Raw genomic sequence first — 15,402 nt, forward strand, 5'->3', positions numbered from 1 at the left:
CCGCTCCTATCACTGGCCCTACACAGTAGGCATTACTAATGACGTTGGTAAACCCGCTGGTCACCGACCCGGCCATCCGCGCCGATAGACGCGCCCAGTCGCCCCCGCCTAGGCTGGCGTTCATGATGAGCCTGCGGGCGGTGCACGCCGGGACTGGATACCAGTACTTGCTGCGCTCCGTGGCCACCCACGACGCCGACCCGCAAGGGCAAAGCCTGTCGGACTACTACGCCGCCAAGGGCACCCCACCGGGCCGCTGGATCGGCTCGGGACTGACCGGGCTGGCATCCGAGAACGCCGTCTCGGGATCGGTCGTCACCGAAGGGCAGATGGCCGCACTGTATGGCGAAGGTCTGCACCCGGACACCGACGACCTCATGGAATCAGGGACGCCACTGTCGGCCTGCAAACTGGGCCGCTCCTACTCCCTGTACGCCTCCGGCGTGCCGGTCCTGGCAGCTATCGCCGCCGCTGAGAAGGCGTTCGGCAAAGACGAAGGCAGGCGCCCCACCACCGACGAGAAGGGCCAGATCGCCGAGAGTGTCGGACGCGGTTTCTACACCGAGCAGTTCGGCTACGACCACGCCTCCGGGCGCGACGTCATCGCCTGGGTGAACCGCGAGCGAGACAAGGTTCGCCAGGCGGTGGCCGGGTTCGACTTCACCTTCTCCCCAGTCAAAAGTGTCAGCGTCTGGTGGGCAATGGCCGACGAGCAGACCGCCTCACACATCGCGGCGCTGCACCACGAAGCAGTCGCCGAAGCACTGGCCTGGGCCGAGAACAACGCTGTGTACACCAGGGTGGGAACCAACGGCATCGAGCAGGTCCAAACCGGCGGAATCGTGGCCAGCGAGTTCACGCATTTCGACACCCGCGGCGGGGACCCGGACCTGCACTCGCACGTGTTGATCGCCAACAAAGTGCAAGGCCCCGACGGGCGGTGGCGCACCCTGGACTCACGCGCAATCCACCAGATGCACCAGGCGATCTCCGCCCGCTACGACGCCGTCCTGCACGACCTCATCACCCGCCGAATGGGCGCGCGGTTCCAGGCCCACTACCCGCACCGAGACAAAGCGCCTATCTGGGAAATAGCCGGCATTGACCGCCGCCTCATCGACGCCTTCTCCTCCCGCCGCACCCTCGCCCGGCCGGTCTACGACCGACTTGTCACCCAGTACGTAGGGGCCAACGGTCGCCAGCCCAGTCAGCGTGCCGCCTACGCCCTGTGGCAGAAAGCCATCCTCGACACCCGGGATGCAAAGAAGCCCGCACAGTCCCTCGATGAGCACCGGCAGACATGGCACCAGATGGCCGTGGAGCGCATCGGCCAGGACGCCCTTTCGGCCATGCTCTCCGGCGTCCGGGGAGCCGGCGCCGAGCAGGACCGCCCCCTGTACTCACCACAGGACCACGCCACCGACGTGGCTACCAAGGCGATCCGCGCCGTGACCTCCCAGCGGGCGCAGTTCCGCCAGTCGCACGTGGATACCGCCGTGTCGACCATCCTCAAGGGATACCGGTTCGCCTCCGCCGGAGACCTAGAACAAGCCCACCAGCAGGTCATGGAAGAGGCTATGGCCGCGCACGTCGTCGCCCTGACACCGCCGGAAATGCTCGACCTACCGGCGGCACTAACGGGTGAGTCCGGGGCCGGGGTGGACCGTCACGCCAACTCCCGCAAGTACACCACCGCCGCTGTCCTTGAAGCCGAGACGCTGACCCTGGAAGCAGCCACCACCCCGGTTGCGGTGTTCGTCGCCGACGCCGACATTGAGCAGGCCCTAGCCCGCCACGAACGCGAGAACGGGTGGGCACTCAACGCCGGCCAGACCGCGATGGCGCGGCACCTGCTCACCTCCGGCACGCTCGTTGCCGCCGGAGTCGGGCCTGCCGGAACCGGCAAGACCGCGAGCATGAAACTCGTCGCCCACACCTGGCAAGACAGCGGGCGAAACGTCATCGGATTGGCGCCCTCGGCAGCGGCGGCATCCATCCTTTCCGACGAGATCGGTGCGACCTCCCACACCATCGACTCCCTGACCTTCACCTGGCGCGGACTACACCCCAACCAACCGGAGAAGACCCTGTCGGTGTTGCCGATCAAGATCGCCCCCGGCGACATGCTCCTGGTCGATGAGGCCGGAATGTCGAGCACCGAAAACCTGGCCGCACTGACCGAAATCGCCGCCGAATCCGGCGCCGTCGTCCGGCTCATCGGTGACCCCAAGCAGCTCGCAGCAGTGGAGACCGGCGGACTGTTCGGAGAGGTCGCCCGCACCCCAGGAACAGTCGAACTGCGCGAGGTCATGCGCATGGGCACAGACACCGAACAGGCCGAAGCCACCCTCGAGCTACGGGAGGGGAACCCCGACGCCCTGGCCCTGTACTCCCAGCGGGGATGGATCACCGGTGGCACCCGCGAGCAGATGCTCACCCAGGCAGTGCAGGCCTACCTCGACGACGTCAATGACGGCCGCAAATCGCTGATCATCGCCTCGAGGAACACCGACGTCGACACCCTCAACGAGATCATCCGCACCGACCGCATCACCGCCGGAATCGTCGACCCTAGCTGCGAAACCCGAGTCGCCCGAGGCGACACCGTCGGCGTCGGGGACACCGTCATCGCCCGCAAGAACTCCACGCTCTACTCGGACGACCGCAAGTACTTGGGACGGGTCATCAACGGGCAACTGTTCACCGTTACCGGCCTGGCCGATGATGGCGCGTTGGCCGTGCGCGACATCAACACCGGCGAGGAAATGCTCGTCCCCGGCAGCTACGCCGCAGACAGCATTCACCTGGGCTACGCCTCGACCATCCACCGCGCCCAAGGCGCCACCGTGGATACCACCCACGCCGTGGTGGACACCTCCGTTGACCGGGCCGGACTGTACGTCGCCATGACCCGAGGCAAGCACGAGAACCGCGCCTACGCCGTCTGCGAGCCGCCTCTGGACTTCGCGGCGGAAGATGCCCACATGCACTCGGCCGGCGACCGGGATGCACCTACCGCCACGGAAGTCCTGGCGACGATTCTGCGGCGCGACACTCACCAAGCCTCTGCCACCGCTACCTTGCGCGAAGAGATGGACGACGCCACCGCCCCGGCGCGTCTGGAGTCGCTATACCGGCACGGCGTCGACCTGGCCGCCGAGGCCTTCACCAGCGCCACTTTGGCCGAATACACCGACGCTCTCCCCCGCCTCTACAGTCGCCAGCTCGAGGCAGATCCCGACCAATACGCGGCGATCGCCCAAGCCTGGACCGACGCGGCAAAAGCCGGTCACGATCCGCGCGAACACTGGACGCAGGCCACAGCGAACCTCGAGACCGCGGACTCCCCCGGTGCCGTCATCGCCCACCGCTTGCGTCACGTGACCACCGCAGGCAGTAACCGGAGCGCCCTGCCCACTCCCCCACCGGCAACCGCCACGGGAGATGCAGAACTCGCGGCCTGGCTCACCGCCACCCATGACGAACTGACGACCTCGCCCGACGAGGACACCGCCCAGGCGCCCACGGTGGACGTGGACGACTTCACCGCCTCCTACCTCGAGCACCGGGCAACAGAAAGCGGTCCGGACGCCGAAACGGCGACCGGACCGCAATGGGACTGGACAGCTACCGGGCCAGACTCCTCACCCGATCTCTGGTGATTGCTCGATCTCACCACCGGGGCCGGAAGTCGTCTCCACGTGGGGCGCGCTATCAAGCCCCTGACTGATCAGCTCTGCCGGCGGAACATTGTCTACACCGGTATGTGGGAGCCCATCGACCACCTCTGGCCGTGCTCCGGCGGTGGCCAGTTCAGATGCAAGCTGGTCCGGGGTCAAGCCAACTAGCCGTTCGCCAGCGATGTCTGCGGCGTCGGCGGGGCTCAGCGCCGGGTCGTTCTCCACCGCGGCGTCGATGACTCGGAGCAGGTCGGTTTCTGCCAGCGACATCGAGGCCGCGGCGACGATCGCCAAGGTGGCGAAGTCGGGATCAGGCCCGCCCTGACGCCGAGTTCGGGCTAAGGCTTCGTCGCGTTCACGCTCGGCCTGCTGGCGGTCAAGTTCGGCCTCCCGACGAGCTGCGTCAGCAGCCTCGACCATCCGCCGGCGCTCCAGCTCGGCGGCGAGAACTTCACGCCGAGACTGCCCGACCTCACTACTGACCCCCACATCTGCTCGAGCCGTTTCCAGCACGAGCTGCCCAGCCGAGTACTGCCGTGCCCCGGTCACCCCGACGGTGCGGGTGCGTCCGGGGTACTGGTTCGTTGCAGCTGCCAGTCGGGCGTTCCGGATCAGACTCGCGACCAGGGGGTCGCTGGGGTGGCGGCTCACGCGTTCTCTCCTTCAACCGGGTCGGACTTGAGAGGTTTGCTCGGCTGGTGGCTGGTCTGGCAGGCGTACATCGGGGAGCGCTCCCCCATCAGCATCGGCATGTGGTGGTCACCGACAGTGCGCAGGAACACCTCGTCGCAGGCGGCCGGTTCTCTGCGGGCCAGGGCTTCGTAGGCCTGCCACATCGAGCGGACCCGAAAACGCACTGAGCGGTGCGCCCACCAGCGGGCGCACCAACCCCGGGCCTGACTGGCTCCACCGGACTCATAGGCCGGCCGAAGGTAGTCGTCGAAGAACGCGAACTCGTCGGGGAAACGAAGAGCAGGCGGAACACCCAGCTCGGCTTGGGCGAATTGCTCGACGTCTCGCTCAACGGTGCGGGCGATGATGTCGCGCAGGCCGGGAGTGGCCAGCACGTCCTGCGCGGCCCCCGGTAGGGCCGTCTGGGCAGCATCTTTGAGTGCTTCACCGAACGCGCCCACGATCGCTTTGTCGAATAGATGACTCATGCAGCGGCCCTCATCTGCTCTAGGGAGGGAAGATCCTGCTGGTCCCAGCGGACCATCCGCGCGAGGATCGGGCGGCGCCCCGTGGCCAGGACGACCATCCGGCCGAACGGCAATGCCGCCAGCTCCGCGGCGGTGATGGTCTGCTTCTCGACGGTCTGCGTGGAGACCGAGCGCCCGCCCCCGCCGGCACTGTTAGAGATCGACCGCTGCCGCTCGGTGTGCGTCCCGATCAGGTGCGCCAGCTCGTCAAGGAACCGATAGTCCTTATGCCCGGGGCCGATGACCACGATCGCCGCCGCCGACCACAGCTTCTTCATGCCCTGTTCGCCCCACAGCTCGACGCCCTGGGCGTAGGACTGGAGCACGGTGTCGCAGATGATCCCGCGAGAGCCGAACGTGGAGTAGTAGTCCGGCAGACGCGGCCAGCGCACGATGTTGGCGATCTCATCCAAGGCCGCCGTCACCGGCACCGGAAGCCGGGAACCGGGGCACTGGTCGGCCCGGTCCACCAGCGCCTTAAACACTGCCACCGTCAGGATCGACGTCAACGGCCTGGCGATCGGGTTCTCCTCATCCGAGACCAAGTACAGAGTGTCGCCGGACGACTTGGCGAAGGCGACGGGGTCGAAGCGTTCGGCCCCGGCCTGCGGGGTCAACCACCGCACGATCTGTCGCCGCCCCAGGCAGGAGATCATGTTCTTGGCGGCGGAGAAGACGTTGGAACGAGTGCGAGGTTCGGCCGCGTACTTGCTGGCCAGGTCCGCAGCCTGCGGACCCCACTGGCTGCCCGAAAGGATGTCGACCGGGGTCGAGTCCTCGAGGTTGGACACCCACCCGTAGACGTCGGTGATGGGCCGACGCTCCATCGCCGCGGCGAGGAACAGTGAGGCGAGCAAGTCGACGGCCTGGGAGTAGAAGTAGGCGTTCGGGTCACTGCCGGCCTCCCCGCGAGAGGAGGCGGCGTTGAAGATTTCGGCCAGCTCTTCGGCGTTGCCGTCCCACCATTTGTCTCGGCGCACGTAGTCCAGAGGATCGAAAAACCATTTCGAGGTGTCCAGGCCGACGGCCTTGTCCTGGGGGTCGAGCACCCAGACCCGGCCCTTGGCGGCGCGGTAGTCGATCGTGGCCTCGACGACGTCGCGCTTGCAGGAGGTCGAGATGCAGATGCCGGGAGCACGCCGGATCATCGGAATGATCCGACTAGAAGTCTTGCCCTGCCGAGGCCCCCAAAGATCCAGGTGCAGGTCTTCCCACCCTCCCCAGAGGTCTTGGCCGGTGGCGACCTCCTTGCCGATGAACACGCCTGGGACGCTGGTCTCACGACCTCCGCGACGGTCAGCTCCGCTTACCGATGCGGCCGACAGGCTCTTGATGTCTTTGCGTCCGGCCAGATTGCGGGCGATGTGATCGACCCGGGAGTTCGTCCCGCGACGCTTGGATGACCACACGGCAGACGCCGCACCGATGACCAGGGCGATCACACCGAGCGAGGCGGCGACGACCGTTGCCCCGGTCGTCCAGGCGAGCTGTCCTTGCGCCAAGTCGATCACCGCCACAGCGGGGTTTCCAGGGATGTCCTGTCCCCCGCCGGCGAGTGTCTCCCCAACTGTCAGGCAGGCCCACACCGTGACCGCCAGGGCAATGAGTCCGCCCAGCCCGATCAACGGAAACCAGGAGCCGGCCCCGGCCTGCCCGGAGGTGTTGCGTGCTACGTCTCTACCCATTGTCGTTGTCCTTGTCTCGCGCTGTTCAGTGGCTGTGCTGGATCAGCGGAAGTGCCTGGAAGTACTCGGCTTTCCAGGTGTGCTCGTCGGTGCGCACCATGTGCACCCGCATCGAAGTTTCCGGTCGCGGTGTGGTGTCTCCGCTGGAGTGCATGACGACCTGACGAACCGTCACCCGCACCTGAACCTCGTCGTCCTCATCGCCGGCTGTGGGCTGGTCGGCCAAAAGTGAGGCGGTGCCGACGATCCGGTCGCCTCCGCGCGCCCACGCTGCCCACTGGTGTGGGATCGGATCGGGGTCTGGTCGACTGGCGGCGGCGATGGCCATACGCCCGGTCAGCCGATCGGCCAGCAGGTGCATGGCGTCCCAGGGGGACTCCTGCGTAGCCGGGGTCCAGGTGTGGATGCCGGCCATGATGTCGACCGCAGCGGTGCGCGGGTCGGCAACCGGGTCCAGATGCACGTGCTCGTCGGTGCCTTGTTCGCCTCTGCCCCCCGCCACAGTGACGGTGACGATCATCGCCGTCACCACCACTAGAGCCGCCAGCACGTAGCCGATCACGGCGGTCCGGTTCTTCATCCGATCCTCACTCTCCCTGTACGGCGGCGGCGAAACGAGACGCCTCCTGCGGCACGATGACCACGTAGTTCTGTGTCTCGGCGTATGGCGGAACGCCACTGAACTGCTGGACCGCTCCGGGGCCAGCGTTGTACGCGGCCAACATCAACGTTCTCGAATCCCCGGCCAGCGCGCCCGAAGCGATCCCCTCCTTCTGACCCTCGGCGAGCTCGCACAGATACCGGCCCACGGCCATCGTCGCGTCGGCTGGATCGGCCGGAGAGCCCGAACCCGGGGCGCCGACGACCTGACCGTTCTCGCCAACCTTGGCGCCCACTCCGGCCCACGTACCCGGCATGAACTGCCCATAGCCCTGAGCGCCGGCAGGCGAGAGGGCCTGGGCCTGAAAACCCGCCGACTCGTGGTAAATCAACCCGGCGATCAGCGGGGCGTCGACCGCTTCACACTCACGGCCCGCCAGAACGATCCATTTGCGCAGCTCGGGCGGAATGGCCGCCTCGTCCAGGTGCAGATCCTTGTCCCCGACGTCGGCGCAGTCGGCACTGACCGCCCCGGTCACCGACGAGGAATCGTTGTCTCCCCCGGTCGGAGCTTCGCCGTACTTCTGGCCCGGCCCGGGACGCCCGCCTCCGTCGAAGGTGATGTGGACGTGGTCGTAGTGATTGGCGGTGGGTCCGCCCTGGTCGTCCATCATGTTCGGGGTGCCCTGCGCGGGGATGTACTCCTGCCGCCAGATTTGATACTCGACGTTGAAGTGCTCCTTGTGGACCTGGAAGTAGTTCATGACCCGGTTGCCCAGCTCGACACCCTCGCTGGACTCGTAGTTGGGGATCATCACGTCGATGGCCCGCCCGGAAGGATGGTCGGGAAACGGATCCGACGCCCTCCAGCTGCCGATCTCCACCAGCTCGGGAAACCGCAGGGCGACAGCACGGGCGCCCCGGATCGTGTCGACCTGAAGGTTGTCCTCGCTAGGAGTCAGCTTCGAGGTGGGCTGGAGCTCCCCGCCGGTGCTCGAAGTGCGGTCACGGCTGACGCGCTTGCTCGGCGCCTTGTCGCCCTCGCCGGAAGTGTCACCGTCAGGTTCGTTGGACGAGCCCTGCCCGGGATCAACAGCCTGGTCGATCCACGGCTCGGGGTCGGTCTCTGTACCGGCCTGGCGCGAGCCCCCCCACACCTCGAAGTGCAGGTGCGCACCGGTGGACTGGCCGTTGTTGCCGACCTCGCCGATGTGCTGTCCAGCCTTGACGGTGTCCCCCGCAGCGACGTCGACACCGTCGTCGTACATATGCCCGTAGACGGTCGAGTACGAGTGCCCGTCGATCTGGTGGTCGATGACGATCCAGTTCCCAAACCCGGAGGCGGGCCCGGCCTGCGTGACCACCCCGGAAGCCATCGCGTACATGGGCGTGCCCGTGGACGCGGCCAGGTCGATCCCGCGGTGACCCGGACGCTCAGCGGACTTGTACCGCGAGGAGATTTGGTAATCGTCGGTCTTAAGCGGCTTGGACAACTCGCCATCAGGAACGCCGCCGCCGGCGGCGGACGAACCGCCGTACGGCTCGCACACGCCGTCCTCACGCTCGCCGAGGACCACGGTGAACAGCACCGCGATCATCACGGTCACGAGCACCACGCTCAGCGCCACACGGGAGTTACCCATCAGGGGACCTGCCGCTCCAGCTGCTCCCGAAGCAGCGCGTTCTCCGCCAAGAGAGAGCGCAGCTTCGCCGAGTTATGTGCCTCCCATACACCGGCCTCGGTGGCCCACCGACGCACCGAATCACGGCTGATACCGTGCTCGCGGGCCACCCACTCCGCCGCCGAAGACGTTGACGGGAACTTGGTATCGGCCTCGCAGAACGCCGCGACGACCGAGCTGCGGAACTCCTCGGAGTACATCGCCTTAGCCATCAGAACATCACCATCGTCTGTTCCGGGGTGTCCTGAGAACTGGGCGGTGCGGCGTCGTTGCGGTCCAACATTTGGCGGAACCGCGAGTTGGTGTCGTGGATGCCGGTCTCAATCTCGGTACGGGTCAGCACCACGCGCACCGGAATGCCCGCCGAACCATCTTTGGACGGCTTGATCATGAATCGGCCACGCCCCAGCGGAGGCGGCAGCTCGTCGTGAGGCAAAGTCCGGTCCGGGGGCACGCCTTGCGACCAGGAGGTGATCAGCTCCGACTCGGCGGAGGTGAACTGCAATACCCCGGACAGGCGATCGAGCTCACCGCGCGGCAGCCCCCCGCAGATGACCATGCCGGCCCGCTCGATGAAACCCATCGCCGTTTTGACGTCGACCTCGTTAGGCAGCGCCTCCAGGTCGCGGGCGGTGTGGGTAATCATCAACAGGCCCGTTCCTGAGGTTCTATTGAGCCTCGTTAGTTCGTCCACACGCTGGACCATTCCTGCTCCCGCGCCCAGGACTTGCCACAGCTCATCGAGGATCGCCAGGAAGTACTTCTGCGGCGTCAGACCACAATCGGCCAGTACGTGGGCGGCTTCCATCGCCCCGTACGCATCCGACCAGCACGCCAGCAGCACCGCTGCTTTGAGCTTCTTGTCGCCCCTGGCGACCGCGGAGACGTCGATGCAGATCGCCGGGGCGGACACGTCGATCGGGGTGGTGGTGTGCCCAGCGAAGATTTGACCTAGGGAACCGTCGGTCAGAGCATTGAGTGAGAGCACCAGAGCGTGTACCTGACTGCGGTAGTGCTCCGCATCGGTGCTGGAGGTCTTGTCGCGCAATGAGTCGTTTCCTCGGCGGATCAGATCGACAAGGTCGGTGATCAGCGGGGGATGGTCGAAGCTGAATCCTTCGCTGGAGCGCAGTTCGCGGAGCGCGACGGAGAGCACCATCGCTTCCCAGTCGGCCAACGCTTGACCTCGGATCAGCTCGACCAGGGCGACGATCATGGTCACCTGGCGTGAGTGGACAGCCTCCCGAGTGGATTCGATGATCTCCTCGATGCCAGCTGCGCGCAGCTTCTCCCGGTTGGCTTCCAGTCGCGGGATCACCGATCCCAAAGCGCCGGCAGCCAGCGGGTTGAGCTGGTCGCGGCCGTGCCCGAGGGTGATGACCTGACCGCGCCGCCCGTCTGGGGTGACCATCGCCGCCGTGACGTCGACATACTCCGGCTTGATGTCTCCGGCCACGATCGGCACGTGCCCCTGAGCTACGGCGCCGATGAACATCTTGCGGATGAGCGTGGACTTTCCCAGCCCAGGCAGTGACAGCACGAACGCCGACGGGTTGGCGATGATGCCGGCCTTGAACCACGACAGCACGTCGGCCGAGACATCCTGGCCGGTGGAGACGTGCACGCCCAAGGGGACACCGGTGACCGGGGCAGTCGCACCGACCACCCACGGATTGAACCCGCACCCGAGGTTGGTGGACGTCTGTGCGGCCACCGGAGCCGAGGCCACTGACATCCGACCAGACCACCGGCCCCGGAATCCCTGAGCGTCGACTGCGCGGTACGTCGTTTCGACACGCGGGTAGTCCAGGGCGGGAGCCCGATTGAGAGCTTTCGCTGCTGCTCGCTGCGGGTGGTCGGCCACCCACTTCTTGTATGCGCGTCCGCGGCTGGTCCAGGACCGCGGGGGTGTGGCGTCTCCGGCCACGATCCGCACGTGCAGCTCTTCCATCGCCGGGTCGGACACAGCCGATTCGACGTCTACCCCTGTCGGTTCGCTCGTGGTCATGCCGCTCACCCGGCCTTGGCGAACGCGCTGATGGTGGACTTCTGGTGCAGGTACACCCCGACGCCCAGGGCAGCGGCAAATGCGGCGTCCTGCTGGCCGTTCATCGGACGAAGGCCGATCTGTGCCCGGTTGCCGAGCTGAGTCATGATCGCCGTCGCCGGGGCGATCTTGTCCCCCGATTCCAGCGACACCGTAGATAGCAACGACCACTGGCCCAGCTGCGCACCACGAGCCAGGGACTGCCGTGCACTGTCGGTCTGCTCCAGGCGAACGTGGACCTTGGCGCCATTGAGCTTGCGCCCGTTGCGGCCAGCGTTGACGGCGTTGACGGCGTCGTTGTGCTCGTTCTCGACGAGCTTGACCGACTCCCCGGCGGCGAACGGCCTGTACACAAGCGTGACGCGCTTTCTAGGCAGGTCGATGTGCGGTTCCAGCAGGGGACGCAGAACCGTGTCAGGGAAGGTCGACTGCGGTGGTAGCGCCATTTCAAAGGACTTCGAGACGAACTCGGAGTGTCGGTAGTGGTCCCACTCGGTGACGGCTGTCGCCGGACCGGCATCCTCCCAGTCGATGCCCAGATCATTTCCGCTGAGCCGTTCGGACACCACCGCGTCACCGGTCTCTGGCCGGTACGCCGACATGGTCAACCCGACAATCTCGGTTGGTGTCATCGGCCTGGCCGAGACTCCCGCGTACTGCAACTGTCGGTACAGATTCGGAAGTCGTTGGCCCAGTTCGGTGGCCATCGCCGCCGGGTCCTTGCGCTGCATGGCGTTGGCGGCGCGAACCGTCACTGCGGCCCAGCCGCGCAGGCTGAGCTGATTGCGCGTGAACTGCACCGCTGACTCGGCCTGGATTCGCCGGGCGAGCTCGGGGCTGGATTCGTCGACCGCGCCCAGTACGGACTCGACCAAGTCCTGCCCCGAGGCGGGCACGGTCTCGATCGTCATCGACGCCCCGACCACGTCACCGGTCAGTGACAGGTCCGCCAGCCACGCGCCCCACTCGCGGGTCATCAGATTGCGGTCGGTGATCGTCCACGGCTCCCCGCCGCGGGGCGAGGCGCTGATCAGCACCGTGAATTGATTCAGTGCGGGGTCGCGGATCATCCCGAACTCGTTGTTGTACATATCCGTGCCCACATGCAGCTCGCTGCGGGCCAGGAATCCGGGGAGCCGATACCGACCACCGGGAATGTTCGAGTTCGGCCCCGAGCGATACGTCGTCCGGCCTTGAGCCTTCGCGAGTTTGAACTGAAACCACATCTGCCACACCTCATACCAGGTTCGATTGCCGTCACGTGCGATCGCCGGAATCAGATAGAGGGTGGCCGCCAGCGCTAGCAGGCCTGCTGTCAGCAGCCGGCCCGTCATGGCCACCATCATCGCCAGAGCCAGCGCGCCACCGGCGATCACCGTCGCGCGCATCGGCAGACCGAAAAGACCGGTCCGCTTGGACTCCTGACCGAGGCTGTAGAGTCGAACTTCGTCCTGGGTTGCTGTAGTCATCAGTGCACCTGCCCCTGGTAGCTGCCGAGTGCGCCAGAAATCATTGACTCTGTCGACGTGGACGCCTTCGCTCCGTGCGAGGCCAGAGCCGCAGTTCCGCCAGCCACCGCAGCAACCCCGCCGAGAGCGGCAGCGCCCGCTGAGGCCAGGGACCCGCCACCGGATGCCCCGGAGGGCTGCGCGCCACCCGATGCCCCCGCCCCGGATGCCCCGGAGGGCTGAGTGGACGTGCCAGCACCGGCGCCCGACGGTGATGCGCCGCCCGACGAACTCGCTCCGCCACCGCCACCGCCGCCGCCAGGGCCAACCGCACCGTTTGCGGCGCCGTACTGTCCGCCGTAACCCGAGGAGCTGCCTCCGCCGGACGCCGATCCGCCCACCGAGCTGGCCGCGCTGGAGGCCCCTGAGGCAATACCGCCGGCGACAGCTCCGGTGGCCCCGCCGATCGCTGCACCCATCGCCGCCGCCGAGCCGCCAGGCACTGCCGCTGCCGCGACCGGGGCAACGATTTTCATCAGAGCGGGAAGGGTGAATCCGGCCGCACCGAGCAGGATCATCGACGCAATCGCCTCGAGGAAACTCGCGCCTTCCTGCGAGGCCAGCCAGAACACCACCACGTACATCAACGTCGCCAACGGTTTGAACAGCAACGCCGCGACGAGGAATCCGATCATTTGCTTGAAGGCCTGTTTGCCCGTCTGGAGGGCCGAGGCAGCCGCCGCCAGGGGCAGCAGGCCGACGATGACGATCAGCAGCCCTTCCCGCAGGATCAGCGCCACGAACTGCGCCAATGCGCCCAGCAGCGACCACACGACCAAGATGAGAACCAGCGCAGGTCCCAGTCCGGACTCTTCGTTGAGGGTCGTGACCGCCGCGAGCTGTGCCTCGGGATCGGTGATGCCGCTCTGAAGCCACTGGCTCGACAGTGCGTCGGTGGCCATGTGCAGCGAGATCACGACGAACGGCAACGCCACCCCGGCGAGGATGAACTTGAGCATGACGCCGCCGACATCCTCGAACCCCTCCCCCAGGCCCTTGTTCCGGGCCACGGCCATCCGGGTTCCGGCGATCATCAAACTCACTGCCAGCAGTAGGAATTGCAGTTGGTAGGTCATGTTGAAGATGCCGCTCACCGCCGACTGCATGGTCGATCCCTGGAACGGGGTCTTTTCCCACAGCGACATGATCACCAGCAGCGCCTGGGAGTTGCCTTCCAGCAGTGAGTTGACGAAGTCGCCGATGGGATCGCCCCAGAACGCCGAGGTGGCATTCCCCGCTGCCGTCGACGCCGCACCGACGGGATCGGCGCTGAAACCTGACAGCGCACACCGGGTGGACTCGAAACCGGTAGCAACCGTGTCCAGCCCCGTGCCGCGGAGAACGTCCTCGATGCCCTTGTCCAGGGAGTCGGTCCAGTTGTCGTCTCCGCTTCGCTCCGTGCCGGTCTGCTTGCACTGCTCGAAGGTGTCGGAGAACTCGGTGCCGTTGGAATTGAGCACCTCGGACGCATCCTGGGCTGCCGCAGCCCCAGCGGAGGCGATCACCGCGAGGACCACCAGCATCAGTGCCACAAACACATGCGCGGCCGTCCGGCGGGCAGTGGTCAGAGGTTCCATTCGGTGAACCCCTCACGGTCATTGGTGAACCCCAGATCGTGGAAGGCGTCGTTGCTGACCGAGATCTTCCATCGCCCCTCGTCCTTGACGACAAGCGTCGAGATCACGCGCCACTTGGGCTCGGGGAACACCCCGCTCTCATCGCCCATCTGGGGCATGGCGTACTCGATGACCACTGCTCGGTCGGTGCAGGAGCGCACCCGGTAGGCCACCGTGGAGAGCTGGCGCAGCTCGGGCGGGTTGAACCCAGGTGGCGCGTCACGCAGCCCGTCGAGAACCTTCTGCTCGGCCAGGATGTGCGACCGAGCGATCTCTTTGCTCGGCGTCCCGCCGGACATCATGAGCATGTAGGTGTTGATGCCGGCCAGGACCGCTCCCCGCGGGCCCTCGGAGTAACCGAACGGAATGGAGCCAGCGACCTCCGTGGGGCCGGTGTCGGTGGAGAACAGCACCGGGTAGGCGTTGATTCGTTGGATCTGCAACCCCTCCGGGCGGCGAATGTCCTGGCAGGTTCCACCGTCGTCAGCGGTGCTCGAAAGCACGTCACCACCGCCAGCGGACGGGACGAACACCTGTCGGCCCAGCGGGTCGGTGGTGATCGAGCCCGCGTCCTCTCCCCGATCAGTCTGAGTGTTCTGCTCCGGCTGGGCCGCAGTCGGCGCACTTGTCGTCTCCGCCGACTCCTGTGGTCCGCGAACCAGCATCACCACAACCACGATGACCGTGGCAAGGGCCGCGCACACGATCAGCACGACGCCGAGATTCTTCTTCTGCATCAGCTGGTCTCCTCATCCCAGGCGGTGAACTGTGCGAGGTCCGCCAGCTCTGCCGCGTCGACTTCGTCCGACTGCTGCGGCAGCACGACTTTCCAGTCCCCAGCCATCCACTGCGTCTGGACCGGGTAGGCGGTCAGTAGCGATTGCCCGTTTCGCTCCGGGGTGCGTGTGGCCAGCAAGACGATCGCCCGCTCGGGGGTGTACTCAGGGATCTTGAAGCCGACAAACGTCGACACATCCTTCGCTGCCACCGGCCCGGTGACGCTCATGAGCGTGCGAGCAAAGGCGAACTCGTCACGTCCCGGTCCGGGGGCGGTGACCGTTCGCACGGTTTCGGCCCAGGTGTCATCGGTGGCAGTGGCCAGGACTGCCTGCGCATTCGCGGCGGCAAGAGCAGCTCCCTGCGGGGTGTGGCTGTATCCCTCGGGTGGGGTGGTCTTTGCCGGCCCGTCTGCTCGAGAGACAGGGACACGGAGACCGCCGACCGTTCGCCAGGTCAGGTCCGTCGGCGCCGCCTCGACGTCGACAGCGGCAGCGTCACCGTCACTGTCCGCGGGTTCGTCCGACGAGGAGCAACCCGTCGCTGCAAGGAGCAGCGCCGCAGCAGTAGCGGCCAGGGCGAGTGAAGCTTTCACGGCAAAGGGTTCC

At 66.5% G+C, this 15,402-nt stretch carries 12 protein-coding genes; 1 reads left to right on the forward strand and 11 read right to left on the reverse strand.

All coding sequences use genetic code 11. From position 1 onward, the window contains the following. Positions 1-38 precede the first annotated feature (38 nt). On the forward strand, positions 39-3,662 hold the full coding sequence (gene mobF, locus R4P08_RS16485) for a MobF family relaxase (RefSeq protein ID WP_317815005.1): 3,624 nt from the start codon (positions 39-41) through the stop codon (positions 3,660-3,662). On the opposite strand, the gene R4P08_RS16490 is transcribed toward mobF, so the two are convergent. From R4P08_RS16490 to R4P08_RS16540, 11 genes are all read right to left on the reverse strand, one after another. Then, the gene (locus tag R4P08_RS16490; protein ID WP_317815006.1) at positions 3,645-4,331 is read right to left on the reverse strand and encodes a hypothetical protein; all 687 of its coding nucleotides are present in this window, start codon (positions 4,329-4,331) and stop codon (positions 3,645-3,647) included. The genes mobF and R4P08_RS16490 overlap by 18 nt on opposite strands. Then, positions 4,328-4,840 (reverse strand): DUF4913 domain-containing protein, encoded by a 513-nt coding sequence (locus R4P08_RS16495; protein WP_317815007.1) that lies wholly within the window; start codon positions 4,838-4,840, stop codon positions 4,328-4,330. The genes R4P08_RS16490 and R4P08_RS16495 overlap by 4 nt, the downstream gene beginning before the upstream one ends. Beyond that, positions 4,837-6,564, reverse strand: a complete 1,728-nt coding sequence (locus R4P08_RS16500) for a type IV secretory system conjugative DNA transfer family protein (RefSeq protein WP_317815008.1) — start codon at positions 6,562-6,564, stop codon at positions 4,837-4,839. The genes R4P08_RS16495 and R4P08_RS16500 overlap by 4 nt, the downstream gene beginning before the upstream one ends. 25 nt (positions 6,565-6,589) lie before the next feature. After that, positions 6,590-7,144 (reverse strand): hypothetical protein, encoded by a 555-nt coding sequence (locus R4P08_RS16505; protein ID WP_317815009.1) that lies wholly within the window; start codon positions 7,142-7,144, stop codon positions 6,590-6,592. Positions 7,145-7,151: 7 nt separating this feature from the next. Further along, positions 7,152-8,807, reverse strand: a complete 1,656-nt coding sequence (locus tag R4P08_RS16510; protein WP_317815010.1) for a peptidoglycan DD-metalloendopeptidase family protein — start codon at positions 8,805-8,807, stop codon at positions 7,152-7,154. After that, a complete protein-coding gene (locus tag R4P08_RS16515) occupies positions 8,807-9,058 on the reverse strand; it encodes a transposase (RefSeq protein ID WP_317815011.1) in 252 nt (83 codons plus the stop codon). The genes R4P08_RS16510 and R4P08_RS16515 overlap by 1 nt, the downstream gene beginning before the upstream one ends. Beyond that, positions 9,058-10,560, reverse strand: coding sequence for an ATP/GTP-binding protein (locus tag R4P08_RS16520; protein WP_317815013.1), 1,503 nt, complete (start codon positions 10,558-10,560; stop codon positions 9,058-9,060). Before R4P08_RS16520 ends, R4P08_RS16515 begins: the two co-directional genes overlap by 1 nt. A gap of 299 nt (positions 10,561-10,859) precedes the next feature. Continuing rightward, positions 10,860-12,362, reverse strand: a complete 1,503-nt coding sequence (locus R4P08_RS16525; RefSeq protein ID WP_317815014.1) for an SCO6880 family protein — start codon at positions 12,360-12,362, stop codon at positions 10,860-10,862. Then, positions 12,362-13,918 carry a hypothetical protein gene (locus R4P08_RS16530; protein ID WP_317815015.1) on the reverse strand — a complete coding sequence of 519 codons (1,557 nt, stop codon included), beginning with the start codon at positions 13,916-13,918 and terminating at the stop codon, positions 12,362-12,364. The genes R4P08_RS16525 and R4P08_RS16530 overlap by 1 nt, the downstream gene beginning before the upstream one ends. A 47-nt stretch (positions 13,919-13,965) precedes the next feature. After that, on the reverse strand, positions 13,966-14,754 hold the full coding sequence (locus R4P08_RS16535; protein WP_317815016.1) for a hypothetical protein: 789 nt from the start codon (positions 14,752-14,754) through the stop codon (positions 13,966-13,968). Then, the gene (locus tag R4P08_RS16540) at positions 14,754-15,389 is read right to left on the reverse strand and encodes a hypothetical protein (RefSeq protein WP_317815017.1); all 636 of its coding nucleotides are present in this window, start codon (positions 15,387-15,389) and stop codon (positions 14,754-14,756) included. The genes R4P08_RS16535 and R4P08_RS16540 overlap by 1 nt, the downstream gene beginning before the upstream one ends. Positions 15,390-15,402: the final 13 nt, after the last annotated feature.

Source organism: Rhodococcus sp. IEGM 1408 (genome assembly GCF_033142235.1).
Classification (GTDB): domain Bacteria; phylum Actinomycetota; class Actinomycetes; order Mycobacteriales; family Mycobacteriaceae; genus Dietzia.

What these genes read in the sequence shown, in the direction of transcription:
- mobF (WP_317815005.1), top strand. Translation starts at nt 39, where the DNA reads ATGACGTTGGTAAACCCGCTGGTCACCGACCCGGCCATCCGCGCCGAT.
- R4P08_RS16495 (WP_317815007.1), bottom strand. Translation starts at nt 4,840, where the DNA reads ATGAGTCATCTATTCGACAAAGCGATCGTGGGCGCGTTCGGTGAAGCA.
- R4P08_RS16500 (WP_317815008.1), bottom strand. Translation starts at nt 6,564, where the DNA reads ATGGGTAGAGACGTAGCACGCAACACCTCCGGGCAGGCCGGGGCCGGC.
- R4P08_RS16505 (WP_317815009.1), bottom strand. Translation starts at nt 7,144, where the DNA reads ATGAAGAACCGGACCGCCGTGATCGGCTACGTGCTGGCGGCTCTAGTG.
- R4P08_RS16510 (WP_317815010.1), bottom strand. Translation starts at nt 8,807, where the DNA reads ATGGGTAACTCCCGTGTGGCGCTGAGCGTGGTGCTCGTGACCGTGATG.
- R4P08_RS16515 (WP_317815011.1), bottom strand. Translation starts at nt 9,058, where the DNA reads ATGGCTAAGGCGATGTACTCCGAGGAGTTCCGCAGCTCGGTCGTCGCG.
- R4P08_RS16525 (WP_317815014.1), bottom strand. Translation starts at nt 12,362, where the DNA reads ATGACTACAGCAACCCAGGACGAAGTTCGACTCTACAGCCTCGGTCAG.
- R4P08_RS16535 (WP_317815016.1), bottom strand. Translation starts at nt 14,754, where the DNA reads ATGCAGAAGAAGAATCTCGGCGTCGTGCTGATCGTGTGCGCGGCCCTT.